Origin of the sequence: Streptomyces sp. NPDC047085 (assembly GCF_040643735.1) — a bacterium.
In the GTDB taxonomy this organism is placed as follows: Bacteria; Actinomycetota; Actinomycetes; order Streptomycetales; family Streptomycetaceae; genus Streptomyces.
On record NZ_JBEYUW010000008.1, the window covers coordinates 145,214 to 169,022 of the forward strand.

19 protein-coding genes are annotated in these 23,809 nt (G+C 71.3%); 4 read left to right on the top strand and 15 right to left on the bottom strand.

All coding sequences use genetic code 11. The features are described 5' to 3' along the window. Positions 1-19: 19 nt before the first annotated feature. From rplS to ABZ865_RS26080, 6 genes are all read right to left on the bottom strand, one after another. The gene (rplS, locus tag ABZ865_RS26055; protein WP_361234944.1) at positions 20-370 is read right to left on the bottom strand and encodes a 50S ribosomal protein L19; all 351 of its coding nucleotides are present in this window, start codon (positions 368-370) and stop codon (positions 20-22) included. A gap of 135 nt (positions 371-505) precedes the next feature. Further along, positions 506-1,339, bottom strand: a complete 834-nt coding sequence (gene trmD / locus ABZ865_RS26060; RefSeq protein WP_361234947.1) for a tRNA (guanosine(37)-N1)-methyltransferase TrmD — start codon at positions 1,337-1,339, stop codon at positions 506-508. Next, complete coding sequence (gene rimM / locus ABZ865_RS26065) at positions 1,339-1,923, bottom strand: ribosome maturation factor RimM (RefSeq protein ID WP_361234950.1); 585 nt, start codon at positions 1,921-1,923, stop codon at positions 1,339-1,341. The genes trmD and rimM overlap by 1 nt, the downstream gene beginning before the upstream one ends. Positions 1,924-2,026: 103 nt before the next feature. Next, entirely contained in the window at positions 2,027-2,266 is a 240-nt protein-coding gene (locus tag ABZ865_RS26070; protein ID WP_003973401.1) for an RNA-binding protein, read from the bottom strand. A gap of 5 nt (positions 2,267-2,271) precedes the next feature. After that, positions 2,272-2,691, bottom strand: coding sequence for a 30S ribosomal protein S16 (gene rpsP / locus ABZ865_RS26075; protein ID WP_361234953.1), 420 nt, complete (start codon positions 2,689-2,691; stop codon positions 2,272-2,274). Between the two features lie 320 nt (positions 2,692-3,011). Continuing rightward, entirely contained in the window at positions 3,012-3,614 is a 603-nt protein-coding gene (locus tag ABZ865_RS26080) for a hypothetical protein (RefSeq protein ID WP_361234956.1), read from the bottom strand. A gap of 511 nt (positions 3,615-4,125) precedes the next feature. Here ABZ865_RS26080 and ABZ865_RS26085 point away from each other — a divergent pair. Continuing rightward, a complete protein-coding gene (locus ABZ865_RS26085) occupies positions 4,126-4,986 on the top strand; it encodes an SAM-dependent methyltransferase (protein WP_361234959.1) in 861 nt (286 codons plus the stop codon). Between the two features lie 21 nt (positions 4,987-5,007). Here the strand turns inward: ABZ865_RS26085 and ftsH are convergent, their stop codons facing one another. The 6 genes from ftsH to ABZ865_RS26115 all read right to left on the bottom strand — a co-directional run bounded on the left by ftsH (position 5,008) and on the right by ABZ865_RS26115 (position 14,741). Next, positions 5,008-6,951 (bottom strand): ATP-dependent zinc metalloprotease FtsH, encoded by a 1,944-nt coding sequence (gene ftsH, locus ABZ865_RS26090; protein WP_361234962.1) that lies wholly within the window; start codon positions 6,949-6,951, stop codon positions 5,008-5,010. 126 nt (positions 6,952-7,077) lie between these two features. Continuing rightward, positions 7,078-8,628 carry a signal recognition particle protein gene (gene ffh / locus ABZ865_RS26095; RefSeq protein WP_361234965.1) on the bottom strand — a complete coding sequence of 517 codons (1,551 nt, stop codon included), beginning with the start codon at positions 8,626-8,628 and terminating at the stop codon, positions 7,078-7,080. Between the two features lie 83 nt (positions 8,629-8,711). Then, complete coding sequence (locus ABZ865_RS26100; protein WP_361234968.1) at positions 8,712-11,162, bottom strand: [protein-PII] uridylyltransferase; 2,451 nt, start codon at positions 11,160-11,162, stop codon at positions 8,712-8,714. A gap of 74 nt (positions 11,163-11,236) precedes the next feature. Further along, entirely contained in the window at positions 11,237-11,575 is a 339-nt protein-coding gene (locus ABZ865_RS26105) for a P-II family nitrogen regulator (RefSeq protein WP_100828472.1), read from the bottom strand. Continuing rightward, positions 11,572-12,918: an ammonium transporter gene (locus ABZ865_RS26110; RefSeq protein WP_361234971.1), complete on the bottom strand. Its 1,347-nt coding sequence runs from the start codon at positions 12,916-12,918 to the stop codon at positions 11,572-11,574. The genes ABZ865_RS26105 and ABZ865_RS26110 overlap by 4 nt, the downstream gene beginning before the upstream one ends. Positions 12,919-13,262: 344 nt before the next feature. Beyond that, positions 13,263-14,741 carry a hypothetical protein gene (locus ABZ865_RS26115; RefSeq protein ID WP_361234974.1) on the bottom strand — a complete coding sequence of 493 codons (1,479 nt, stop codon included), beginning with the start codon at positions 14,739-14,741 and terminating at the stop codon, positions 13,263-13,265. Positions 14,742-15,231: 490 nt separating this feature from the next. Between ABZ865_RS26115 and ABZ865_RS26120 the strand changes: the two genes are divergently transcribed. Then, positions 15,232-15,897 carry a bifunctional DNA primase/polymerase gene (locus ABZ865_RS26120; RefSeq protein ID WP_361234977.1) on the top strand — a complete coding sequence of 222 codons (666 nt, stop codon included), beginning with the start codon at positions 15,232-15,234 and terminating at the stop codon, positions 15,895-15,897. A 174-nt stretch (positions 15,898-16,071) separates the two neighbouring features. Here the strand turns inward: ABZ865_RS26120 and ftsY are convergent, their stop codons facing one another. Continuing rightward, complete coding sequence (ftsY, locus tag ABZ865_RS26125; RefSeq protein WP_361234980.1) at positions 16,072-17,280, bottom strand: signal recognition particle-docking protein FtsY; 1,209 nt, start codon at positions 17,278-17,280, stop codon at positions 16,072-16,074. Positions 17,281-17,496: 216 nt separating this feature from the next. Between ftsY and ABZ865_RS26130 the strand changes: the two genes are divergently transcribed. Both ABZ865_RS26130 and ABZ865_RS26135 read left to right on the top strand, forming a co-directional pair. After that, complete coding sequence (locus ABZ865_RS26130; protein WP_361234983.1) at positions 17,497-18,960, top strand: cytosine permease; 1,464 nt, start codon at positions 17,497-17,499, stop codon at positions 18,958-18,960. A gap of 54 nt (positions 18,961-19,014) precedes the next feature. After that, positions 19,015-19,986, top strand: a complete 972-nt coding sequence (locus ABZ865_RS26135) for an LLM class flavin-dependent oxidoreductase (RefSeq protein ID WP_361234986.1) — start codon at positions 19,015-19,017, stop codon at positions 19,984-19,986. Here ABZ865_RS26135 and ABZ865_RS26140 read toward each other — a convergent pair. After that, positions 19,943-22,117: a HEAT repeat domain-containing protein gene (locus ABZ865_RS26140; protein ID WP_361234989.1), complete on the bottom strand. Its 2,175-nt coding sequence runs from the start codon at positions 22,115-22,117 to the stop codon at positions 19,943-19,945. The genes ABZ865_RS26135 and ABZ865_RS26140 overlap by 44 nt on opposite strands. Positions 22,118-22,280: 163 nt before the next feature. After that, the gene (locus ABZ865_RS26145) at positions 22,281-23,699 is read right to left on the bottom strand and encodes a sugar porter family MFS transporter (RefSeq protein ID WP_361234992.1); all 1,419 of its coding nucleotides are present in this window, start codon (positions 23,697-23,699) and stop codon (positions 22,281-22,283) included. Positions 23,700-23,809: the final 110 nt, after the last annotated feature.

Consider the following 23,809-nt stretch of genomic DNA (forward strand, 5'->3'; position numbering starts at 1 on the left):
CATGAACCCCGGCGAGCGCTCAGCTCTCGCGCTTCTCCTTGATCTTCGCGGCCTTGCCGCGCAGGTCACGGAGGTAGTACAGCTTGGCGCGACGCACGTCACCGCGGGTGACGAGCTCGATCTTCTCGACGATCGGGGTGTGCACCGGGAAGGTGCGCTCGACGCCGACGGAGAACGAGACCTTGCGGACCGTGAAGGTCTCGCGGACACCGGAGCCCTGGCGGCGGATCACAACGCCCTTGAACTGCTGCACACGGGAGCGGTTGCCCTCGATGACGCGCACGTGGACGTTGACGGTGTCACCCGGGCGGAAGGCCGGGATGTCGCTGCGCAGCGACGCGGCGTCGACGGTGTCGAGCAGGTGAGACATTTCGTCTGCTTTCTTCGCTGATGCCACAGGTCATCAACGGGAGCTAGGTGTTTGCATGAAGCCGTGTGCGGGTCGGGACGGGCGTCGTGTCCCCCTGTGGCAGGGGCGCACGCCGGACGGACGCACAGCAGCGGTCTATTCTTCCACGGCCTCGGTCCTGCGCCAAAATCGGCCGTACGGCTCGCCCTCCGGGTCCGGGGACCAGCCCAGGATGGAGAGCATCTCGCGGTCCTTCTTGTCGAAGGCCTTGGGGTCGCAGCGTTCGATCAGGTCGGGCCGGTGGGCCGTCGTACGCCGCAGGGCCTCGTCGCGGCGCCAGCGGGCGATCTTGCCGTGGTGGCCGCTGAGCAGCACCTCGGGGATGTCCCGGCCGCGCCAGACGGGCGGCTTGGTGTAGACGGGGCCTTCCAGGAGGCTCGCCATCGCGCCGGGCGCGAAGGAGTCGTCCCGGTGGGACTCGGCGTTGCCGAGGACGCCAGGCAGCAGCCGGGCGACGGCCTCGGTGATGACGAGGACGGCCGCCTCGCCGCCGGCGAGGACGTAGTCGCCGATGGAGACCTCGTAGACCGGCATCCGGGTCGCGTACTCGTCCATCACGCGCCGGTCGATGCCCTCGTAGCGGGCCGGGGTGAAGATCAGCCAGGGGCGTTCGGACAGCTCGACGGCCAGCTCCTGGGTGAACGGGCGGCCGCTGGGGGTGGGGACGATCAGGGCGGGCGCGTAGGAGCCCGTCTCGTAGCCGTCGGCGAGGACCGAGTCCAGGGCGTCTCCCCACGACTCGGTCTTCATGACCATGCCGGGGCCGCCGCCGTACGGCGTGTCGTCGACCGTGTGGTGCCGGTCGTACGTCCAGGACCGCAGGTCGTGCACATGGACGTTCAGCTGCCCGCGCGCGCGTGCCTTGCCGACCAGGGAGACGTTCAGGGGCTCCAGGTACTCGGGGAAGATCGTGACGACGTCGAGGCGCATCAGGACTCTTCCTCCGCCGAGTCCGCCGAGTCCGCCGAGTCCTCCGCCGCGTCCCGGGTCGAGTCGATCACCGCGCGGTCGTCGATCAGGCCCGGCGGGGGCGTGATGACCGCCTTCTGCTCCGCCAGGTCGATGTCGGTGACGATCTCCTCCACGAACGGGATCATCACCTCGCTGCCGTCCGGGCGCTCGACGATGAAGAGGTCCTGGGAGGGCAGGTGCGAGATCTCGGTGATCCGGCCGACCTCCGTGCCGTCCTCGGTGACCACGTCGAGGTCGATGAGCTGGTGGTCGTAGTACTCGTCCTCGCCCTCGGGGAGTTCCTCGGGGTCGATCTCGGCGATCAGCAGGGTGTTGCGCAGGGCCTCGGCGCCGTTGCGGTCGCTGACGCCCTCGAAGCGCAGGAGCAGGCGGCCGCTGTGCACGCGGCCGGTGGCGATGGTGAGCGGCCCGGCGGAGGGCGGGTCGGTGGCCAGGACGGCGCCCGGGGCGAGCCGCAGCTCCGGCTCGTCGGTACGTACCTCGACGGTGACCTCGCCCTTGATGCCATGGGCACGGCCGATCCGTGCGACTACCAGCTGCACGAGTCCAATTCTCCTGTCATCTCCTGCCCGGTGTCCTGCTCATACGACTCGGGCCGGGGACGGCCAGTGGCCCTCCCCGGCCCGAGCCGGTTGCGATGAAGCGTCAGCGGACGTGGTCCACGTCGACGAGGTCGACGCGGACACCGCGGCCGCCGATGGCGCCCACGACGGTACGCAGGGCACGCGCGGTGCGGCCGTTGCGGCCGATCACCTTGCCGAGGTCGTCGGGGTGGACCCGGACCTCCAGCACGCGCCCGCGGCGCAGGTTGCGCGAGGCGACCTGCACATCGTCAGGGTTGTCGACGATGCCCTTCACGAGGTGCTCAAGCGCCTCTTCGAGCATGCTGCTCAGGCCTCGGTCGACTCGGACTCGGCAGCCGCCTCGTCCTTCTTCTCAGCCTTCTTCTTCTGGGTGATCGCCTCACCCTTGCCCTCGTCGTCACCGCCGAGAGCCTCGAACGACGGACGCGTGGCCTTGGGCTCCGCGACGAGCAGCGGCGCGGGGGCCGGCTCGCCCTTGAACTTCTGCCAGTCGCCGGTCTTCTTCAGGATGGCGAGGACGGGCTCGGTCGGCTGCGCGCCGACACCCAGCCAGTACGCCACGCGCTCGGCGTCCACCTCCATGACCGACGGGTTGTAGGTCGGGTGGTACTTGCCGATCTCCTCGATCGCACGGCCGTCACGGCGGGTGCGGGAGTCGGCGACGACGATGCGGTAGTGAGGCGAACGGATCTTGCCCAGACGCTTCAGCTTGATCTTGACTGCCACGGGAGTGGGTTCTCCTGGATTTGACGTGGTTGGGCACGGCGAGATTGCCGCGTGGGGTTGCGGTACCCGAGTGCCCGATGGACGCGTCAGCCGGAGGAGAGAGGGGTCCTGTGCGGCTGTCGAGTACAGCTAGCCATTGTGCCATACCCCGCGGGTCGCTTCCGGCCGAGGGTGGCTGAGGGTGGTCGAGGGGGGCTGAGCCGCGGCTGGGCATGCCGGGGAGGCACCCGGCGCGGAGGTGAGGGACGTCGGGTGCGCTGCCCGGTGCTGTGCAGTTGCCGCCGAGCCGGGCGGTACGGCTGCCACGAGCAGCCGTACCGCTAGCTTGCCGCCGCCACCACGACCTCGGGGATGCGGAAGGGCTTGCCGCAGCCGCCGCAGACGATGGGCGCCTGGGCGAGGACCGACGGAACCACCCGGACGTTGCGGCCGCAGTCGCAGACCGCCTTGACGCGGACGCCGCCACCGGAGGAGCCGTGACGGGCGGCCGGGCCCCGGAAGGTGCGGCTCGTGTCGGCGGAGGTGGCCACCGTGTGGGCCTTCAGCGCGCGCTGGAGGCGCTCGATGGTCGGGCGGTAACGCCGCTTCGCCTCGGGGTTGAGCGTGACCAGCGAGAAACCGCTGCTGGGGTGCGGTTCCTCGGGGTGGTCCAGGCCCAGTTCCTCCGCGATGGCGAGGAAGCGGCGGTTGTGGTACCGGCCGGCGCGGGAGGTGTCACGGACCCCTCGGGCGGCGGCGATGCCATGGACTGCCTCATGGAGCAGTCGCTCGAAGGAGAGTTCGTGACCGCACGCGGACGACGACTCCCCGATCAGGGACTCTGGCGCGGCAAGGTCCGGCAGTTCGGGGTGGTACCGCTGAATGTCGGCCCACGCCTGTGCCAGCTCTGCGGCGAGAACAGGTGGTGTCTGTGTCGTGCTCACGTAATGACAACGAGCGGAGGTGCCGCTGTGTTCCTATTCCGGGGCATCCCAAATAATTTGCACTTACCCGTCAGTTGTCGCTGATGCGTCCTGACGAGGGCGGGTGCGCTGATCTGCGGAGAAGCCGCACAGCTCGTACCAAGCCGGTGCGTAGTCTGACGTACGACCCCGCGCTCCGCCCTGGTCCAGGCACCGGCACGGCCGTGGTCGACGGATGCGCAAGAGCTGTTTCGGCCGCTCTCGCGGACCGGGCCGCTGTCTCACTCAGCGCCGCGAACGCCTGCGACGTTACCCGGTGCCTGCTCGGGCCCCGGCACCGGCCCGTCCCCCGGATTGCCGGGATGTGAAATCTCGCCACACCGGGCCCCAGCCTGGAAGCAGGGCCCCACGACCCCTGGACGACTCCGCGAGCCGGGAGTTACCTGACATACGTGGGGAGTGCGAGCGCACGGCACGGGGGCCACGCAATCGGGCACTGCGGCGAACTGTCGGCGGATTGGGGCGCTTACCTATGACACCTACGCTCGTGCGGGAGCACGTGCCTCACGCGGGTTCCGTACCACCCCGCGAGGACCTGTGCGCACGCGCGCGTGACTGGTCCGAGATCCAGGAACGGATGCTGGTCCCGCTCTACGAGGCCGTGTACGACCGGCTCGAAGTGGGCCCGGCCACCCGGCTGCTGGGCCTGCGCTGCGGCACCGGGCTCGCCCTGCTGATGGCCGCCTCCAGAGGGGCCGCGGTCACCGGTGTCGACACCTCACCCGAACGGCTCGCCCTCGCGCGCGAGCGCCTGCTGCCGGACACGCCACCCGGCACGCGCGCGCGTACAGGCACAAGAATCCTCGACGGCTCCCCCGCGGACACGGCCGGCGCACAGCCGCCCGCGTACACCCTGGTGACCGTCTTCGAGCCGGTCGGCTGCCTCGCCGGGGACTCCGACGGCCTCGGCGAACTGCTCGCCTGCACGCTGCCCCTGGCGGAACGCGGGGCGGCCGTCGTGCTGGCCGGCTGGGGCCCGCCGGAGCGATGCGCCACCTCCTCGGTGCTGCGGGTGGCCACCAAGCTGGCGGACCCGCTGCGCAGCGCGCGCAGCTGGCGGCCGGCCCGCCGCGACGACCTGGAGGAGGTCGCCCAGCGCGCCGGACTGAGGCCCGACGGCTCCGGCCGGGTCGCCTGCCCGTTCGGGTACGCCGACCTCGACAGCGCCGTACGCGGGCTGCTGTCGACGGGGCTGTTCGACGCGGCGATCACGGCGACCGACCGCAAGCAGGTGGACAAGGAACTGACGGAGGCACTGCACCCGCACCGACGCCCGGACGGCACGGTGTGGATGCCCAACGTGTTCCGCTACCTGATCGCCCGCAAGCCGTAGCCGGCCGGGACTCGGAGTCGGTCAGGGCTCGGAGTCGGTGTCCTTGGTCAGGCGGGGGATGCCGGCGATGCGGTACGCGTCCGCCTCCTCCAGGGTCTCGTTCTCCAGCAGCGCCTGCGCCAGCGCGTCCAGCTGGTCGCGGTGGTCACGGAGTTTGCGGCACGCCTCCTCGTAGCACTCGTCGACGATCCTGCGCATCTCGTCGTCGATCACGTCGAGGGTCCCCGGCGCGGCGGCGAGCCCGTAGGCCTGCTGGGCGTCGTTGGGGAGCGCGGAGAGGCGGCCGACCTCCTCGCTCATGCCCCAGCGGGAGACCATTCCGCGCGCGATGTTGGTGACCTGTTCCAGATCGCTCTCGGAGCCGGTGGTGATCACGTCGTAGACGACGTGCTCGGCCGCCATGCCGCCGAGCGCGCCGATGATCCGGCCGCGCAGGTACTCCTCGGTGTACGCGTACCGGTCCGCCTCCGGAGTGGACAGCGTGACGCCGAGGGCCCGGCCCCGCGGCACGATGGTGATCTTGCGGACCGGGTCGGCGCCGGGCTGGAGCATGCCGAGCAGGGCGTGTCCGCTCTCGTGGTAGGCGGTGCGTCGGCGCTCCTCCTCGGGCATCACCAGCGGCCGTTCCGCGCCGAGCTGGACCTTCTCCAGGGCCTCGGACATGTCGGACTGGGTCACCGCGTGCTGTTTGCGCTTGACCGCCAGCAGCGCGGCCTCGTTGGCGAGGTTGGCCAGTTCGGCGCCGGTCATGCCCGGGGTCGTCCGGGCGACCTGGGCGAGGTCGACGTCCTGGGCGAGGGGGATGTCGCGGGTGTGGATCTCCAGGATGGCCTCGCGGCCGCCCCGGTCCGGGGGCGAGACCTGGACCACCCGGTCGAAGCGGCCGGGCCGGGTGAGCGCCGGGTCGAGGATGTCGGCGCGGTTGGTGGCGGCGAGGACGATGACGCCCTCGGAGCCCGAGAAGCCGTCCATCTCGGTGAGGATCTGGTTCAGGGTCTGCTCGCGCTCGTCGTGACCGCCCACGCCGGAGCCGCCGGCACGGGCCCGGCCGATGGTGTCGATCTCGTCGATGAAGATGATCGACGGGGCGACCTTGCGGGCCTCCGCGAACAGCTCCCGCACCCGGGAGGCGCCGACGCCCACGATCATCTCGATGAACTCGGAGGCGGAGGCGGAGAAGAACGGCACGCCGGCCTCTCCCGCGACGGCCCGCGCGAGCAAGGTCTTGCCGGTGCCGGGCGGACCCGCGAGCAGCACACCGCGGGGCATCTTGGCGCCCATGCGGCGATAGGCGTCGGGGTTCTTCAGGAAGTCCACGACATCGCTCAGCTCGCCCTCGACCTCGTCGATGCCGGCCACGTCGTCGAAGGTGGTGCGCTTCTCCCCCGGCACCAGCTCCACCGGCTTCGGCGGCGCCCTGCGGCCGAGCATGCCGCCCGGCCCGCCGAGCCCCGCCCTCATCCGCCGCGCGATGAACACCCACACGGCGACCAGCAGCAGCATCGGCGCGAGCGAGAGCAGCAGATTGGCGAGAAAGCTGCGGTGCTGGACGACGGGCTGGGCCGTGACGGTGACGTCGTGCTTGGTCAGGTTGGCCCAGAGGTCGTCGTTCGCGAAGGACGGACGTTCCGTCTTGAACTTCGTGTAATCGCCGCCGCCACCCGGCTTGGCCTGCTTCTTCCTGAGCTGCCCCTGGATCGAGTCGCCCTTGGCGTAGATCTTGGCGACATTGCCGTCGCCCACCTGTCTGCTGAACTCGGTGTAGGAGATCGTCGGCTCGTTGGCCTGATCGACGTACGACAGCACCAGGTTGGCGATCAGGTACACCACCAGCGCGGTGACGATCAGACGCCACCAGCCCCCGCGCAGTCTCCCCCCACCCGGCTGCTTCGACGGCTCCTCGGGAGCGCCCTCGGTACGCCAGGGCTGTTCGGGGGACTTGCGCGGCGGCGCAGGGTTGGTCATATCGGGACGTTACGACACGCTTCGGCGCCCGGCACCTGCAGGAACGCCCGAGGGCGCCCTTCCGGAGAAGGGCGCCCTCGGGGACGTACGACGGGGCCGGTCAGGCCCGGAACGACCGGTGGCCGCTCAGCCCATGAACTTCTTGAACTCGTCCGGAAGCTCGAACTCCTGACCGCCCTGCTGCGGCAGACCGAAGGCATTGCCGCCCTGCGCGGCCGCCTCGCGGCGCTGGGCCTCCTCCAGCTCCTGCTGCCGACGCTTCATCGGGTTGCCGGAACGCTGCTTGCCCTTGGCCTTCTTCGGCTGCTTCTTGGTCCGGCCGGGGCCGCCGCCCATGCCCGGGATGCCCGGCATACCCGGCATGCCGCCGCCCTGCGCCATGCGGGACATCATCTTGCGGGCCTCGAAGAACCGCTCGACCAGGTTCTTCACCGCGCCGACCTCGACGCCGGAACCCTTGGCGATACGGGCGCGGCGGGAGCCGTTGATGATCGTCGGGTCTTGGCGCTCGCCCGGGGTCATCGACTTGATGATCGCGGCGGTGCGGTCGACGTCCCGCTCGTCGATGTTCTGGATCTGGTCCTTGATCTGGCCCATGCCCGGAAGCATGCCGAGCAGCTTGGAGATGGAACCCATCTTCCTGACCTGCTCCATCTGGGCCAGGAAGTCGTCCAGGGTGAAGTCCTGGCCCTTCTTGGACGCCAGCTTCGAGGCCATCTTGGCGGCCTCTTCCTGGCTGAAGGTCTTCTCCGCCTGCTCGATCAGGGTGAGCAGGTCACCCATGTCGAGGATGCGGGAGGCCATCCGGTCCGGGTGGAACGCGTCGAAGTCGTCCAGCTTCTCGCCGTTCGACGCGAACATGATCGGCTTGCCGGTGATCTGGCGGATCGACAGGGCCGCACCACCGCGGGCGTCACCGTCGAGCTTGGAGAGCACCACGCCGTCGAAGCCGACGCCGTCGCGGAAGGCCTCGGCGGTGTTGACGGCGTCCTGACCGATCATCGCGTCGACGACGAAAAGGATCTCGTCGGGGCCGATCGCGTCCCGGATGTCCGCGGCCTGCTGCATCATCTCCTGGTCGATGCCCAGGCGGCCGGCGGTGTCCACGATCACGATGTCGTGGACCTTGGACTTCGCGTGGTCGATGGAGTCCTTGGCGACCTTGACCGGGTCGCCGACGCCGTTGCCCGGCTCGGGCGCGTAGACCGCGACGCCGGCGCGCTCGGCGACGACGGCCAGCTGGTTGACGGCGTTCGGGCGCTGGAGGTCGGCGGCGACCAGCAGCGGCGAGTGGCCCTGCTCCTTCAGCCACCGGCCGAGCTTGCCCGCGAGGGTGGTCTTACCGGCACCCTGCAGACCCGCCAGCATGATCACGGTGGGGGGCTGCTTGGAGAACCGCAGGCGCCGGGTCTCGCCGCCCAGGATGGTCACCAGCTCGTCGTTGACGATCTTGAGGACCTGCTGGGCGGGGTTCAGCGCCTTGGAGACCTCGGCGCCGAGGGCGCGCTCCTTGACGTTCTTGATGAACGTGCGGACGACCGGCAGGGCCACATCGGCTTCGAGGAGCGCGATGCGGATCTCGCGCGCGGTGGCGTCGATGTCCGCCTCGGAGAGCCGTCCCTTGCCGCGCAGGTTCTTGAAAGTCGCTGACAGGCGATCGGAGAGAGTGTCGAACACGGCGCTCGCGGTCCTCGGGGTCGGTGATGGCTTCAGGGAATCGCCCTCCAGGGTATCCCGGCGTCGAAGTCACCGGGGAAGGGTCATCCCCGCAGAGTCTCCTCCAGCACCCGCGCCAGCGACCCCGCGTCCTCTCCTGGCAGCGGCGTGCCCGCGCCGGTAGTGACATAAAACGCATCCACCGCGTTGGACCCCAAGGTCGACACATGCATGCTCCGCACCCGCACTCCCGCCTTCTCCAGGGCCATGCCGATGCGGTGCAGGAGGCCGGGGGCGTCCTGGGCGCGGACCTCGATGACGGTGGCGTGGTGGGAGGCCGCCGAGGCCACGGTGACCCGGGGCGGCGGCGCCACCCAGCCACGGCGCCTCGGATAGGCCGCGTCGCGTTCGGCGAGGCGGCCGGAGATGTCGAGGGAGCCGTCGAGGGCGCGGACGAGGTCGGCGCGCAGCCGGGCGGCCTGGGGCAGGGAGCCGTACTCGGCGGCGACCCGCCAGTTCAGGAGCAGTACGGAGTCGTCGTCGACGTCGTCGGGCAGGCGCAGGGTGCGCAGTTCGGCCGTGCGGACGGTCAGGCGGTGCACGGCGAGGACGCCGGCGACCGCGGGCAGCACGGCCGGCTGGTCCGGTACGGCGATGACCAGTTCGACGCCGAGCGGTTCGGGCTCCCCGGTGGGTTCGTCCTCGGACGGCGGTTCCGGCTGGGCACGCAGGGCGAGGACCGGGCCGTCGGTGCGGTAGGCCTCGATGGCGAGGCGCTCCTGCTCGGCGGTGGGCGCGGCGGGCTCGGGTTCGTCGGGGGCGTCCCCGGCGAGGACGGCGGCCACGCGCCGTACCAGGTCGGTGACGAGGGAGCCGCGCCAGGACGACCAGGCGGCGGGGCCGGTGGCGAGGGCGTCCGCCTCGGTGAGGGCGTGCAGGAGTTCCAGAGTGCTCTGGGTGCCGACGGCCTCGGCGACCGAGCGGACGGTGGCGGGGTCCTCCAGGTCGCGGCGGGTGGCGGTCTCGATGAGCAGCAGGTGGTGCCGTACGAGTGTGGAGAGCACGCTCGCGTCCGCGCGGTCGAAGCCGATGCGGGCGGCGACGTCCCGGGCGATGATCTCGCCGGCCACGGAGTGGTCGCCGGGCCAGCCCTTGCCGATGTCGTGCAGCAGGGCGGCGACGAGGAGCAGGTCGGGCCGGCTGACCCGGCGGGTCAGTTCGGAGGCGCGGACGGCGGTCTCGATCAGGTGCCGGTCGACGGTCCAGAGGTGGACCGCGTTGCGCTGGGGGCGGCAGCGGACCCGCTCCCAGTCGGGCAGGAGGCGGCTGATCAGGCCCTCGGCCTCCAGGGCTTCCCAGACGTCGACGGTGGGGCGGCCGGAGCCGAGCAGGGTCACCAGCTGTTCGCGGGCCTCGGCGGGCCAGGGGGTGGGCAGGGGGCGCGCGGTGCCGGCCATGCGCCGGACGGCGTGCAGGGAGAGCGGGAGTCCGGCCTGCGCGGCGGCGGCCGCTGCGCGCAGCGGGAGCACGGGGTCTCGTTCGGGGCGCGCGGTACGGGCGAGCACCACCTCACCGTCCTGCTCCACCACACCCTCGGCCAGCGGGGAACGCTCGGCGGGCGGCCGTGTGCCGCCCAGCATGGCGCGCAGGCGCGGGCGGACGGCGCGCGAGCGCAAAACGCGCCCCACCTCGCGCCAGGTGACATCACTGGCGTACGAGATCACGCGCGCCGCCTCGTACACCTGCCGCAGCAGGGTGTCGGCGTCCAGCAGGCCCAGCTCGGCCGCGACCTGGTCCTGTTCCTGGAGGGCGAGCCGGTCGGTGGCGCGGCCGGTGGCCAGGTGCAGGGCGTCGCGGACGTCGAGCAGGCGCCGGCGGGCGTCGGCGAGGCCCTCGCGGGGGGCGTCGGCGAGCCAGGAGGCGGCCACGGCGCGCAGGGCGGTGGCGTCCCGGAGGCCGCCGCGGGCCTCCTTGAGGTCAGGTTCCAGGAGGTACTGCAGCTCGCCCTGGCGTTCGGCGCGTCCGGCGCAGAGTTCCTGGAGTTCGGGGAGGCGTTTGGGCGCCTGGTTGCGCCAGTCGGCCAGGACGGCCGTGCGCAGTCCGGCGGTGAGGCCGAGGTCGCCGACGAGGTGGCGGGCGTCCAGGAGGCCGAGGTGGACTTTCAGGTCCTCTCCGGCGGTCTTGCGGGCCTCGGCCGGGGTGCGGACGGAGTGGTCGAGGGCGAGGCCGAGGTCCCAGACGGGGTACCAGAGGCGGTCGGCCAGGGCGGCGACCGCGCCGGGGTCGTCTCCGTCGTGCAGCAGCAGGAGGTCGAGGTCGCTGCGCGGGGACAGTTCGCCGCGGCCGTAGCCGCCGACGGCGACGAGCGAGACGCCCTTGAGCCCGTCGGCCGCCTCGGTGAACAGCCCCGAGAGCCAGTCGTCGGTCAGTTCCGCGAGGGCCGCACGGCGCGGCGGCCCGGACCGCGCCCCCTCGGTGAGGAGGCGCAGCCGGGCCGCCGCGTAGCCGCTGGGCTGCGAGTCGTCCGCTTCTTTCCGCACATCCGTACGCGCCACCCAGCGACTCCCGTCACTCTGTCCTGCTGTCTTGCCGTCCTGCTGTTGTGCTGTCCTGCTGTACTGCCGTCGCGTCAGAGCGCGTCCGGGCCGCGCTCGCCGGTGCGGACCCGTACGGCCGTCTCGACCGGCAGGGACCAGACCTTGCCGTCACCGATCTTGCCGGTGCGGGCCGCCTTGACGATGACCTCGACCAGCTGCTCGGCGTCGTCGTCCTCGGCCAGGACCTCGATGCGGATCTTGGGGACCAGGTCGACGGTGTACTCGGCACCGCGGTAGACCTCGGTGTGGCCCCTCTGCCGACCGTAACCGCTGGCCTCGGTGACCGTCAGTCCGTGGACGCCGAAGGCCTGAAGGGCCTCCTTGATCTCGTCGAGCCGGTGCGGCTTCACGACGGCGGTGATGAGCTTCATGCGTCCACCTTCTTGGTCTGCGCGGCGGCCTGGGACGGGGCGGCGGCTGCGACGGAGCCGATGACACCGCCGCCCGCACCGCTGAAGTCGTATGCGGTCTCGGCGTGCTCCGCCTGGTCGATGCCGGAGATCTCCTCGTCCTCGGAGACCCGCATTCCGATCGTCTTGTCGATCAGGAAGGCGAGGACCGCGGAGGCGACCAGGGAGTAGGCGAGGACCGCACCGACGCCCGCGCACTGCTTCCACAGCTGGGTCCAGGTGTGGTCGCCGTAGAGGACACCGGTCGCGGTGGACTGGCCCTTGCCGGTGGCGAAGAAGCCGATGAGCAGGGAGCCGATGATGCCGCCGACCATGTGGACGCCGACGACGTCGAGCGAGTCGTCGTAGCCGAACTTGAACTTCAGGCCGACGGCCGCGGCGCAGGCGACACCGGCGATGGCGCCGACGGCGATCGCGCCGAGCGGGGAGACCGCGCCGCCGGAGGGGGTGATCGCGACCAGACCGGCGACCGCGCCGGAGGCGGCGCCGAGGGTGGTGAACGCGCCGTGCCGGATCTTCTCGTAGGCGAGCCAGGCCAGCATGGCGGCGGCGGTCGCGACCTGCGTGTTGACGAACATCAGCGCGCCGACGCCGTCGTCGTTGCCGAGCCAGGAGCCGGCGTTGAAGCCGAACCAGCCGAACCACAGCAGACCGGCGCCGAGCATGACGAGCGGGAGGCTGTGCGGGCGCATCGGGTCCTTCTTGAAGCCGACGCGCTTGCCGATGACGAGGATCACGCCGAGGGCGCCGGCACCCGCGTTGATGTGGACCGCCGTGCCGCCCGCGAAGTCGATCACGCCGAGCTTGTAGGCCCAGCCGTCGGCGCCCCAGACCCAGTGGGCGACGGGCACGTAGACGACCGTGGCCCACAGGGCGACGAAGAGCGCCCATGCCGAGAACTTGACGCGGTCCGCGAGGGCGCCGCTTATCAGGGCCGGCGTGATGATCGCGAACATCAGCTGGAAGACCATGAACACGAAGATCGGGATGGTGTAGCCGTCCCACAGCTCCGTCAGCCCGATGTTGCTGAGGCCGAACCAGTCGGAGTTCCAGCCGATGAGGCTGTTGTTCGTGCCGAAGGCGAGGGAGAAGCCGTAGAGCACCCACAGAATGGTGACGATGCCGATGCTGATGAAGCTCATCATCAGCATGTTGAGGGTGCTCTTGACGCGGACCATGCCTCCGTAGAAGAAGGCCAGGCCCGGGGTCATGAGCAGCACCAGGGCGGAACAGATCAGCATGAAGCCTGTGTTCGCGGAGGACAACTTGGGTGCCTCCGCGGCAAGCGTGATGGCTGGTGCCATCGGCGTCTCCTCGTCGGTTGTACGGGCCCCGTGCGGGCGGTGCCTGAGCGGTCCGGCGGGTGTGGGGATGGGCCGGTTATGCGCCACGAGACTGACGCAGCGCGGTTTCGGTGGAAGCCCCTCGTTGTTTCGCCGGGGTGACGAAGGCGCCTTGCTTGTTACGCCTAGATGAATCGCCGGATTCCGGGCGCGTCGATCGTTATCGTGGCGCAACCTTCTCCGGAGGATCCCTTCGGGGAAAAGGGCCGGCCGCGGCGCGGCCTCTCGATGACCTGGCATGGGGGAGCCGAGTCGGGCTGTTCGGGAGGACCGGCCGCGGCCGGGGTGTGCGGGTCCTGCGGGATTCAGACGGCCTCGGCGGTCTCCGGCAGGTCCACGGCGAGCTGGTCGGTGAGGTCGACGACGACGGCGAGATCGCCGAAGTCGCGTGCGGCGGTGTCGACCGTCTTTCGAATACGAGTGTTCACACGCTCGGAGCGGACCTTCTTGGCGATCTCCATGGCCCGCGAGGCGTACTCCGTGCTGTGCTCGGGCTCGCGCTGGAGCAGGTGCACGGTGGCCATGCCGATGAGGTTCAGCGCATAGGACCGCTGGTGCTCACTGTCCTTCGCGAACAGCTCCACCGCCCGCTGCATCAGCGGCTCGGCCAGGGAGGCGTAGGTGGGGCTGCGTCCGGCGACGTAGGCGAGGTCGCGGAAGGAGTGGGAGTTCTCGCCGTACAGCTCGGCCTCGGAGAAGAAGCGGATCCAGTCGGGATCCGGCTCGTCCCACTCGTCGACCTCGGCGAAGGTGTCCTCGGCCATGCGGACCGCGCGCTTGGTCTTGCCGGGCTGGCCCATGTTGGCGTAGGCGCGGGCCTCCATCGCATACAGCATCGACTGGGTGCGGGGGCTCGCGCAGTCGCGGCTGCCGTACTGGGCGAGGTGGATCAGCTCCAGGGCGTCGTCGGGCCGGCCGAGGTGGATCATCTGGCGGCTCATGCTGGAGAGGATGTACGAGCCGAGCGGCTTGTCGCCGGCCTCCTTGGCGGCGTGCAGGGCGAGGACGAAGTACTTCTGCGCGGTGGGCTGGAGGCCCACGTCGTACGACATCCAGCCCGCGAGTTCGGCGAGTTCGGCGGCGACCTTGAAGAGCTTGCGGGTGGTGGCCTCGGGCTGGGGCTCCTGGAGGAGGTCGGTGACCTCGTGCAGCTGGCCGACGACCGCCTTGCGGCGCAGGCCGCCGCCGCACTGGGCGTCCCACTGGCGGAACATCCGTGTGGTGGACTCCAGGAGGTCCAGCTCGGGCTTGGACAGGCGGCCCGGCCTGCGGGACTCCAGCAGGGGGTCGGCCTCGGGCGGGGCCGGCGAGGCCGGGGTCGGCACCAGCCAGCGCTGCATGGGCTCGATGAGGGACGGACCCGCGGACAGGGCCAGCGAGGTCCCGAGGAAGCCGCGCCGCGCCAGCATCAGGTCGCTGCGCGAGAACTCGCTGAGCAGGGACACCGTCTGCGGGCCCGTCCAGGGCAGGTCGACGCCGGTCGCGGAGGGTGACTGGCGGGCGGTCCGCAGGCCGAGGTCCTCGATGGAGACGACGCAGCCGAAGCGCTCGGAGAACAGCTCGGAGAGGATCCGCGGGATCGGCTCGCGCGGGTTCTCCCCGTCCAGCCAGCGACGCACCCGTGAGGTGTCCGTGGAGATGTGGTTGGCACCCAGCTGGCGTGCCCTGCGGTTCACCTGGCGTGCCAGCTCGCCCTTGGACCAGCCACTGCGCACGAACCACGAGCCGAGCAGCTCGTTGGGGCGCTTGTCAGCGTTCGTCCCGCCTCCGCCGTTGCCGCCCACTGGAACGCCCCCATCCCTGAGACCACTTGTCACCGCTGCGACCTCGGTCGCCCCGGGGGGCAGACCGCCACGCGCCAAGCCCTATCAGAATGCCCGGGAAGACGGCCTCTCGTCCGGCGGTTCTCACCCTTCGAACGAGACGACGGCTTGCCTCCGGCATACCCATGAGTGCATGTGCCCTCAGGCCTCGCGCACTCACAGTAATCCTACGATCACCGGTCCAGCCATGGCGATCCCTGAAACGCCACCATTCGCCACCCCTTCGAATGAACTCACCGTCGCCTCCACGCGATTCACTTGACATAGGACGGCCGGAAGTGGGCGGAGTGATGCACACAGGGGCGCACAGACCCCGGTGCACCACCCGAAGTGCCGCAAGGCGCCGCCGTGACCGCACGGAACCGGGGGAAGTCGGAGCCGTAGCGTCACGTTCCGCTTCCATCTCGCTCCGTGTCGTAACCACCGGCGCGCTGGACCCGTTGGAGGGGGCATGGGCTTCACGATCGGCGGCATTCGGGAGATCCGCTCCGGCACACGCCGGCGCGGCCGTTCGTCGGAGTGCACCGCTGTCGCCGAGTTCACGGGGCTGTGGGGCTGGGACGTGGTGCCGGGCGCACGGGCCGCGGCGGGCTCCTGCTCCTGCGGGAACGCCGGCTGCCGGACGCCGGGCGCGCACCCCCTCGACTTCGCACCCCAGGTGCCCGCCGGGGCCACGCTCGACGAGGTGATCAAGGCCTGGGCCGAGTGCCCCGGCGCCGCCGTGATGCTGCCCGTCGGCCGCGCGTTCGACGTCATCGAGGTCGCCGAGCCGGCCGGGCGCCGCGCCCTGGTCCGGCTGGAGCGCATGGGCCTCCCCCTCGGTCCGGTCGCCGCGACCCCGGACGGCCGCGCCCACTTCTTCGTCGCCCCCGGCGCCGCCGCCGAGCTTCCCCGGCTGCTCTACCGCATGGGCTGGGACGACCCGTCCGCCCTGGACCTGCGCGGCCTCGGACCGGGTACGTACATCACCGCCCCGCCCTCCGACCGGGGCGGCCTCGGCCCGGTGCGCTGGCTGCGCCCGCCGGCCCTGGACTCGGCCACCCGGCCCCCGGCCGCGCGGCTGCTGCTGGGGACGCTGGCGTATGCCGCGCATCGGTCGCGCACATCGAGCACATAGCGCACGTGATTCCGCACCCCACCACAGCAACCATCGATCGAGCCACCACGACGGCGAGCAACCACCTCCGCGAAAGCGGCGCCGGCTCAGGCGCAGAAAAGGGCGAAGCGCCCGTCCCCAACTGCAGCTTGGGGCGGGCGCTTCTCGCACACTCTGGGTTAGTCGGCCGGTCGCTCAGTCACCGATGAGCGCGTCCACGAACGCCTCCGGGTCGAACGGCGCCAGGTCGTCCGCGCCCTCGCCGAGACCGATCAGCTTGACCGGCACGCCCAGCTCGCGCTGGACCGCGACCACGATGCCGCCCTTCGCCGTGCCGTCGAGCTTGGTCAGCACGATGCCGGTGATGTCCACCACCTCGGCGAACACACGGGCCTGCACCAGGCCGTTCTGGCCGGTGGTGGCGTCCAGGACCAGCAGCACCTCGTCCAGCGGGGCGTGCTTCTCCACGACCCGCTTGACCTTGCCCAGCTCGTCCATGAGGCCGGTCTTCGTGTGGAGCCGGCCGGCGGTGTCGATGAGCACCACGTCGACGCCGATCTCCTTGCCCTCCTTCACCGCGTCGAAGGCGACGGAGGCGGGGTCGCCGGCCTCCGGTCCGCGCACGGTGTGGGCGCCCACGCGCTCGCCCCAGGTCTGCAGCTGGTCGGCGGCGGCGGCGCGGAAGGTGTCGGCGGCGCCGAGGACGACCGTGCGGCCGTCGGCGACCAGGACGCGGGCGAGCTTGCCGGTGGTGGTGGTCTTGCCGGTGCCGTTGACGCCGACGACCATCACGATGCCGGGCTTGCGGTCCTCGGGCTCGGTCTTGACCGTGCGGTCGACATCGGTGCCGATCAGCTTGAGCAGTTCCTCGCGGAGCAGGCCGCGCAGCTCCGCGGGGGTGCGGGTGCCGAGCACCTTGACGCGCTCGCGCAGCCGCTCGACCAGCTCCTGGGTGGGCTGCACACCGACGTCGGCGGTGAGCAGCGTGTCCTCGATCTCCTCCCAGGTCTCGTCGTCGAGGTGCTCGCGCGAGAGCAGCGTGAGCAGCCCCTTGCCGAGGGCGGTCTGGGAGCGGGAGAGGCGGGCACGCAGGCGGACGAGCCGGCCCTCGGTGGGCTCCGGGATCTCGATCTCGATCTCGGGAGCCTCGACGACGGGGGGTTCCTCCACGGCGACCGCTGCGGGGCCGCCGGGGAGATCCACCTCCTCGATCGTCCGGCGTGGTTCGTCGCGGGGCGTCTCGGCCTCGTCGCCGACGTGGGGTTCGGCCGGGGGTGCGGTGATGTCGGGCGCGGCGGGCGGTGGCGGGGGCAGCGACTTCCGGCGCCGGCTGCCGATGATGAGCCCGCCGAGCGCGCCGAGCACGACCACGGCGATGACTACAGCAAGGATGACGGTTTCCATAACGGGTCCAGTATCAGTCATGGGGTCGGGCGGAACCCCGGTTGCGCGCGGGTGCGGCTCGTCCCACTTGTGACTTCTGACAAAGGGACAAATGACTCTGGTGTACAGAAGTCGGATTAAAGTACGATGACTCGGGCTCTCGTGCCGCGCAGGCTCCCGTTCCGCGCCCGGAGTCCCGGTGTCCCCGTCCCCCCACCTTGTAGGTCACCCTCCTTGATGAGTAAGACAGCCCAGGCCGAAGGCGCTCTCGAGACCCGAGGTATCGAGCAGGTACCGGACCACGAGCGCACCGCCAGGACCCGCGAACTGTTCCCGACCTGGGTGGGCGCCAACATCAGCGTGCTGCTCCTGACGATGGGCGCGAGCCTCGTCGTGGCGTACCACCTGAACATCTGGCAGGCGCTCGTCGTCGCCGGCGTGGCGCCCCTCGTGTCGTACGGCCTGGTCGGCCTGATCGGCATCGCGGGCAAGCGCGGTGGAGCGCCCGGCATGGCGCTGTCGCGGGCGGTGTTCGGGCAGCGCGGCAATCTGCTGCCCGGTTCGCTGATCTGGGTCGCGCGCTGGGGCTGGGAGACGATCAACGCGGTCACCGGTGCCTACGCGATGCTCACCATCCTGGACATCGTGCTCGGCATCAGGGCCAACGGCGTGCTGGACATGGTCATGCTGCTGGTCTTCGTCGTCGCGACCTTCGCGATCTCCGGGCTCGGCATCAACGCCGTGCAGAAGTGCAACAAGTACGCGACCTATCTCTTCGGCGTCTTCTCGGTTCTGGTCCTGGGGTACCTGGCCGTGCACACCGACTGGTCCAAGGTGATGGACCACAGCGCCGGTCCCACGGCCGCGGTGATCACCGGTATCGGCATGATCGCGGCGGGCGGCGTGAGCTGGATCCCCTCTGCACCCGACTTCACCCGCTACCTGCCGCGCACCGCCTCCTCGAAGGCGATCGTCGGCACGACGCTGGGCGGCGCCGGGATCGTCGTGCTGCCCATGGTGCTGATGGGCGCGGTGATGGCGGTCGGCACGCCGGACCTGGCCTCGGCCACCGACCCGGTCTCCTTCCTCGGCCAGATCCTGCCGACCTGGATCGCGGTGCCGTACCTGCTGATCGCGCTGATCGGCATGCTGCTGATCAACGCGATGTCGATGTACTCGGCGGGCTTCACCGCGCAGACGCTCGGCTTCAAGGTGCCGCGCCACTGGGCGGTCTCGGTCAACGCCGTGATCTCGCTGGTCTTCGGCGGGGTGCTGATGCTGGTGGCGACCAGCTTCCTGGGTTCCTTCATCGCCTTCCTGTCGCTGCTCGCGGTCGCCTTCTCCGCCTGGGTGGGTGTCTTCGGCGCGGACATGCTGCGCCGTACGGAGTACGACGGCCGGGCCATGACCGACACCACGCGCACCAGCGCCTACTGGTACCGGGGCGGCTTCTCCCCCGCCGCGGTGGCCTCCTGGGCGATCGGCCTGGCCGCGGGCCTGATGTTCACGACCTCGGACTGGTTCACCGGCCCGCTGGCGAAGAACAACCTCATCGGCGAGTACGGGCTCGGCTGGGTCGCGACGATCGTGGTCTCGGGCGTGCTGTACGTCGTCCTGCCGAAGCCCGCGGTGGTCGCGCCGCAGACGGCGGACGAGGTCGAGGAGCCCGAGACGGAGCCCGAGCCGGCTCTGGCCGTCTGACGCTCCGTCAGCTACTGTCCCCCTCCACCGAGCCGCACCGGAGGGGGACTCTCCATGCCCGTCACGGTCGTACGTTTCAACCTGGTCGAGCCCGGCGCCACCCGTGCCTCCCTCGCCGCCCGCTACCGGGCCGCCCTGGAGATGGCCGCGTACGCCGACGAGCACGGCGTCACCACCATGCAGACCGAGGAGCACCACGGCGTCGGGAACAACTGGCTGCCGTCGCCGTTCGCCTTCGCGGGGGCGGTGTTCGGCGCGACCCGCCGGATCGCGGTGACGGTGTCGGCGGTGATCGGCCCGCTGCACGACCCGCTGCGGCTGGCCGAGGAGATCGCGGTGCTGGACCTGCTCAGCGGCGGCCGGCTGGTGACGGTGGCCGGGATCGGCTACCGCCCCGAGGAGTACGAGCTGTTCGACGTCGACTGGAAGCGGCGCGGCCGGCTCCAGGACGAGCTGCTGGAGACCCTGCTGAAGGCGTGGACCGGCGAGGAGTTCACGTACCGGGGCCGGACGGTACGGCTCACCCCGCGTCCGTACACCGATCCGCACCCGCTGCTGTTGGTCGGCGGTTCCTCGCGGGCCGCCGCCCGCCGGGCCGCCCGGCTGGGCCTGCCGTTCTTCCCGAGCGCGCATCTGCCGGAGCTGGAGGCGTACTACAAGGAGCAGCTCACGGCGTACGGAACCGAGGGCTGGACGATGATGCCGGCCGCCGAGACCCCGCTCCTCCACCTCGCCGAGGACCCGGACCGGGCCTGGGCCGAGCACGGCGAGCACTTCCTGCACGAGGCCCGGACGTACGCCTCCTGGCAGTCCGGCGAGATCCGCTCGGCGGTGCGGTCGGCGGCGACGACGGTCGCCGAGCTGCGCGCGGAGGGCGTGTACCGGATCGTCACGCCCGAGCAGTGCCTGGAGCTGGGCCTGGACAGTCTCGTCCTGCATCCGCTGGCGGGCGGGATGCCGGTGGAGGAGGGGTGGCGGAGCCTCAGACTGTTCGCGGAGCGGGTGCTTCCGGCGCTGGGGGACTGAGTCGCGCCAGGAGCCGGCGGCCGGTCCGCCGCAGTTCCTCGTCGTTGTCGATCGAGTTGAACCGCCCGCCGCGCCGGGGCAGGGCCAGCTCCGCCCGGAGCTGGGGAAGGGCCGGGGCCGCGAGGGCACCCATCCGGTCCAGGCACGCCACGACGTCGTTGGCCGTCGCGGAGTTCTGCGCCCAGGCCTGGAGCAGGGTGTCCAGGACGGCCGGCGCCTCGGGCGGGCCGCCGATCTCCCAGAGGGCGGCGGCGCAGCGGACCCGGACCCACTCGTAGCTGTGCGTCAGCAGCGCGCGGAGGCGGGGCAGCGCGGCCTCGGCGGGCGGGCCGATCCGGCCGAGCACCTGGGCGGCGTCGGATATCCGGAAGGTGACGCTGTCGTCCAGCAGCTCCAGCAGGTGCGGCACGACCTGCGGCAGGACCTCCGCCGGGTCGCCGCCCACGGACCACAGCGCGGCGATGGCGGCGCCTCGTACATCCGCGTCGCCGGCCTCGGTCAGCGGCCGGATCGCGGGGAGCGCGGGTGCCGCCGCGGGTCCGAACGCCGCCAGGGCCTTCAGGGCGGCGGAGGCGAGCCTCGTCCGCTCGTGGCGCACCGCGGCCGCGACGGTGTCGGTGAGCGCGGGCAGCGCCGCCGGATCGCCGAGTGCGGCCAGCGCGGACAGCAGCGCGTGGACGCTCATCTCCGTCCAGCCCTGGGCGAGGTCGGCCCGGCGCAGGTGGGCGCAGAGCCTCGGCGTCAGCTGGTCCGCCGCCCGGGGCAGGTGCCCCGCGACCTGCACCGCTCGCCAGGCGTCGGTTCCGCTGTCCAGCGCCGTCAGCAGAGCGGGTACGGCCCGGGCGTCACCGAGGCGGGCCAGCGCCCGGACGGCCTCCTGGTGGGCGCGGCGGAGCCGGGGGTCCGGTGCGGCCCACACGTCGGGGCCGTGTGCCGTGCGGTGCGCCGCGACCTGTGCGGCGAGGGCCTCCCGAGCCGGCTCGGCGATGAGGTGGCAGGCCTCCAGGACGGCTGCGGCCTCCGCGGCGATCTCGTGGTCGTCCGGGGTGAGCGCGCCGGCGACCAGCAGGACGAGCGCCGCGTGATCACCGCGCCAGGAGCGCATCAGCTCCCCGCTCATGCGGATCGCGTCCAGCCGGGCACCGGGAGCGGGGCTGCGCAGCTGCTCTTCGAGCAGCGCGGTCCGCTCTGGCACCCGGGCCGCCAGCACCTCGTGGAACGTCCGCAGCAGCCTGGTGGTCGGCGCGTGCGCCCGCCCCTGCCGATCGAGTTCCTCGAAGGCGGCGACGACCTGGGGCGGGACTCCGTCGGTGGGGGTGGCGGGGGCGGACGGCACGGCGGGGGCGGCGGGGGTGGACGACATGGCCGTGACGGTGGGGGCGGTCGGGGCTTTCGGGGCCGTGCGAGCCATCTGCCGCAGCAGGTCGACGGCTGTCGGAACGGCCTCCGCGTCGATCCGTTCCGGGGTGCACCGGGCGCGGTGGACCACGGCGGCGAGCCTGGTCGGCGGGTCCATGGCCGCGTCGGCGGCGAGTCCGCCGAGCCACTGCGCCGCCTCGTCCGCCGCGGCCGGCAGGCGCTGGGCCAGCGTCGCCATCGCCTCCACGACCAGGAGCCGCGCCGGCATCGCCGACTCGGCGGACAGCCGGTCGCGCAGGAGCGCGGCGGCCCGGCTCGGGTCGTCGAGGAAGAGGGCGAGCCCCGGTATCGCGGCCCGGCGCACGCCCGGGTCGGCGTCCGCGGCCAGCGAGACGAACAGCTCCGCGCGCTCGCGCAGGGCGGCCAGCGCCTGGGCGTAGCCCACCGGGCCGACGTACTCGATCTCGACGCCGTCCTGGTCCACGGCTCGGTCGAGGGCTTCCTGGCCGATGCTGACCAGCAGCGTCACGATGGCGGCCCGGCCGGGCGCGGCGGCGTCACCGGCCAGCTCGGCCAGGAACGGCACGCTCGCCGCCGTACACAGGTACACATCGCCCTGGTGGTGGACCGCGCTGTAGAAGCGGTCGAGCGCCTTGCCGCGTTCCTCCGCGTCCGGGGAGCGCAGCGCCCTCAGCAGCGCCGGGATCTCCTCGGCCGTTCCGTACGCATGGTGCATCGACGCCCAGTCGATGTCGTGCAGTCCGCTGAACATGTGGATCACTATGCCGGGCGGCACTGACAACGCGGGTGCCGTCGGGCGAGGGGTCGTACGACACCGCCGCCCCCGGTCCGGGCAGTGGCCGGGCCGGGGGCGACGGACGGTACGAGGAGAGGGGCAGCGGGGACTTGGCCCTTCTCCTCGGGCTCGGGGCTGCTCAGCCCATCTCCTCCAGGGACTTGCCCTTCGTCTCCTTGACGAACCTGAGGACGAACGGGATGGAGAGCGCGGCGAACACGGTGTAGATCACGTACGTGCCGGACAGGTTCCAGTCGGCCAGCGACGGGAAGCTCGCGGTGATGGCCCAGTTGGCGATCCACTGCGCGGCGGCGGCCACGCCCAGGGCGGCGGCGCGGATCTTGTTCGGGAACATCTCGCCGAGCATGACCCAGACGACCACGCCCCAGGACAGGGCGAAGAAGAGAACGAACACGTGGGCGGCGATCAGGGCGATCCAGCCCTGGGTGGCGGGCAGCTTGCCGTCGACCAGGTGGTGGCTGAACGCCCAGGCCTCCAGGGCCAGGCCGACGGCCATGCCCACCGAGCCGATGAGGGCGAGCGGCTTGCGGCCGACGCGGTCCACGAAGATCATCGCGATCACGGTGCCGACGATGTTGATGATCGACGTCGTGAAGGAGTAGAAGAACGAGTCCGTCGGGTCCACGCCGACCGACTGCCACAGCGTCGAGGAGTAGTAGAACGCGACGTTGATGCCGACGAACTGCTGGAAGACGGACAGGCCGATGCCGATCCAGACGATCGGCTTGAAGAAGAAGCCGCCGCCGAGCAGGTCCTTGAAGGTGGAGCGGTGCTCGCTGCGCATCGCCTGCTCGATCTCGGTGACGCGGGCGTCCAGGTCGGTGCTGCCGCCCTCGACCTCGGCGAGGATCTCCTTGGCCCGGTCACGCTTGCCGACGGAGATCAGGAAGCGCGGGGACTCGGGGATCGCGAGGGAGAGCAGGCCGTACAGGACGGCCGGGACGACCATCACGCCGAGCATGACCTGCCAGGCCTCCAGGCCCATCAGCTTGCCGCGCTGGTCGCCGTCTGCGGCGTTGAGCAGGCCCCAGTTGACCAGCTGCGAGATGGCGATGCCGATGACGATCGCGGCCTGCTGGAAGGAGCCGAGGCGGCCGCGGTACGCCGGCGGGGCGACCTCGGCTATGTAGGCGGGGCCGATGACCGAGGCCATGCCGATGGCGAAGCCGCCGACGACGCGCCAGAGGGCGAAGTCCCACAGCGAGAAGGGCAGCGCCGAGCCGATGGCACTGACCGTGAACAGCACGGCGGCGATCTGCATGACGCGGATGCGGCCGATCCGGTCGGCGATGCGGCCGGCCGTGGCGGCGCCGATGGCACAGCCGATCAGGGCGATCGCGATGACCTGGGCCAGCGCGGCGGAGCCGATGTCGTAGCGGTCCCGGATGGCCTCGACGGCGCCGTTGATCACGGAGCTGTCGTAACCGAAGAGGAAACCGCCCATCGCGGCCGCCGCCGCGATGAAGATGACGTGCCCGAGATGCTCGGGTGGGGCCGTCCTGGCTCCTGACGTGGGTGCCTGCGCTGTGCTGGTCACGGAAAAACTCCTCGGGCCACGGCAACGCTGCCGGGTGGGGTGAGCCCTCTCAGGTGGTGACACCTGAAGGTAAAAACAACGTTGCAGAGACTATGCCTTCAAGTTTCGAA

Bases quoted from the DNA above. Each gene is read 5' to 3' on its own strand.
- ftsY (WP_361234980.1), bottom strand. From the start codon at position 17,280: ATGGAAACCGTCATCCTTGCTGTAGTCATCGCCGTGGTCGTGCTCGGC.
- ABZ865_RS26110 (WP_361234971.1), bottom strand. From the start codon at position 12,918: ATGGCACCAGCCATCACGCTTGCCGCGGAGGCACCCAAGTTGTCCTCC.
- ABZ865_RS26070 (WP_003973401.1), bottom strand. From the start codon at position 2,266: ATGCTCGAAGAGGCGCTTGAGCACCTCGTGAAGGGCATCGTCGACAAC.
- ABZ865_RS26130 (WP_361234983.1), top strand. From the start codon at position 17,497: ATGAGTAAGACAGCCCAGGCCGAAGGCGCTCTCGAGACCCGAGGTATC.
- ABZ865_RS26140 (WP_361234989.1), bottom strand. From the start codon at position 22,117: ATGTTCAGCGGACTGCACGACATCGACTGGGCGTCGATGCACCATGCG.
- ABZ865_RS26105 (WP_100828472.1), bottom strand. From the start codon at position 11,575: ATGAAGCTCATCACCGCCGTCGTGAAGCCGCACCGGCTCGACGAGATC.
- ABZ865_RS26120 (WP_361234977.1), top strand. From the start codon at position 15,232: ATGGGCTTCACGATCGGCGGCATTCGGGAGATCCGCTCCGGCACACGC.
- trmD (WP_361234947.1), bottom strand. From the start codon at position 1,339: ATGCGCCTCGACGTCGTCACGATCTTCCCCGAGTACCTGGAGCCCCTG.
- ABZ865_RS26085 (WP_361234959.1), top strand. From the start codon at position 4,126: ATGACACCTACGCTCGTGCGGGAGCACGTGCCTCACGCGGGTTCCGTA.
- ftsH (WP_361234962.1), bottom strand. From the start codon at position 6,951: ATGACCAACCCTGCGCCGCCGCGCAAGTCCCCCGAACAGCCCTGGCGT.
- ABZ865_RS26135 (WP_361234986.1), top strand. From the start codon at position 19,015: ATGCCCGTCACGGTCGTACGTTTCAACCTGGTCGAGCCCGGCGCCACC.
- rplS (WP_361234944.1), bottom strand. From the start codon at position 370: ATGTCTCACCTGCTCGACACCGTCGACGCCGCGTCGCTGCGCAGCGAC.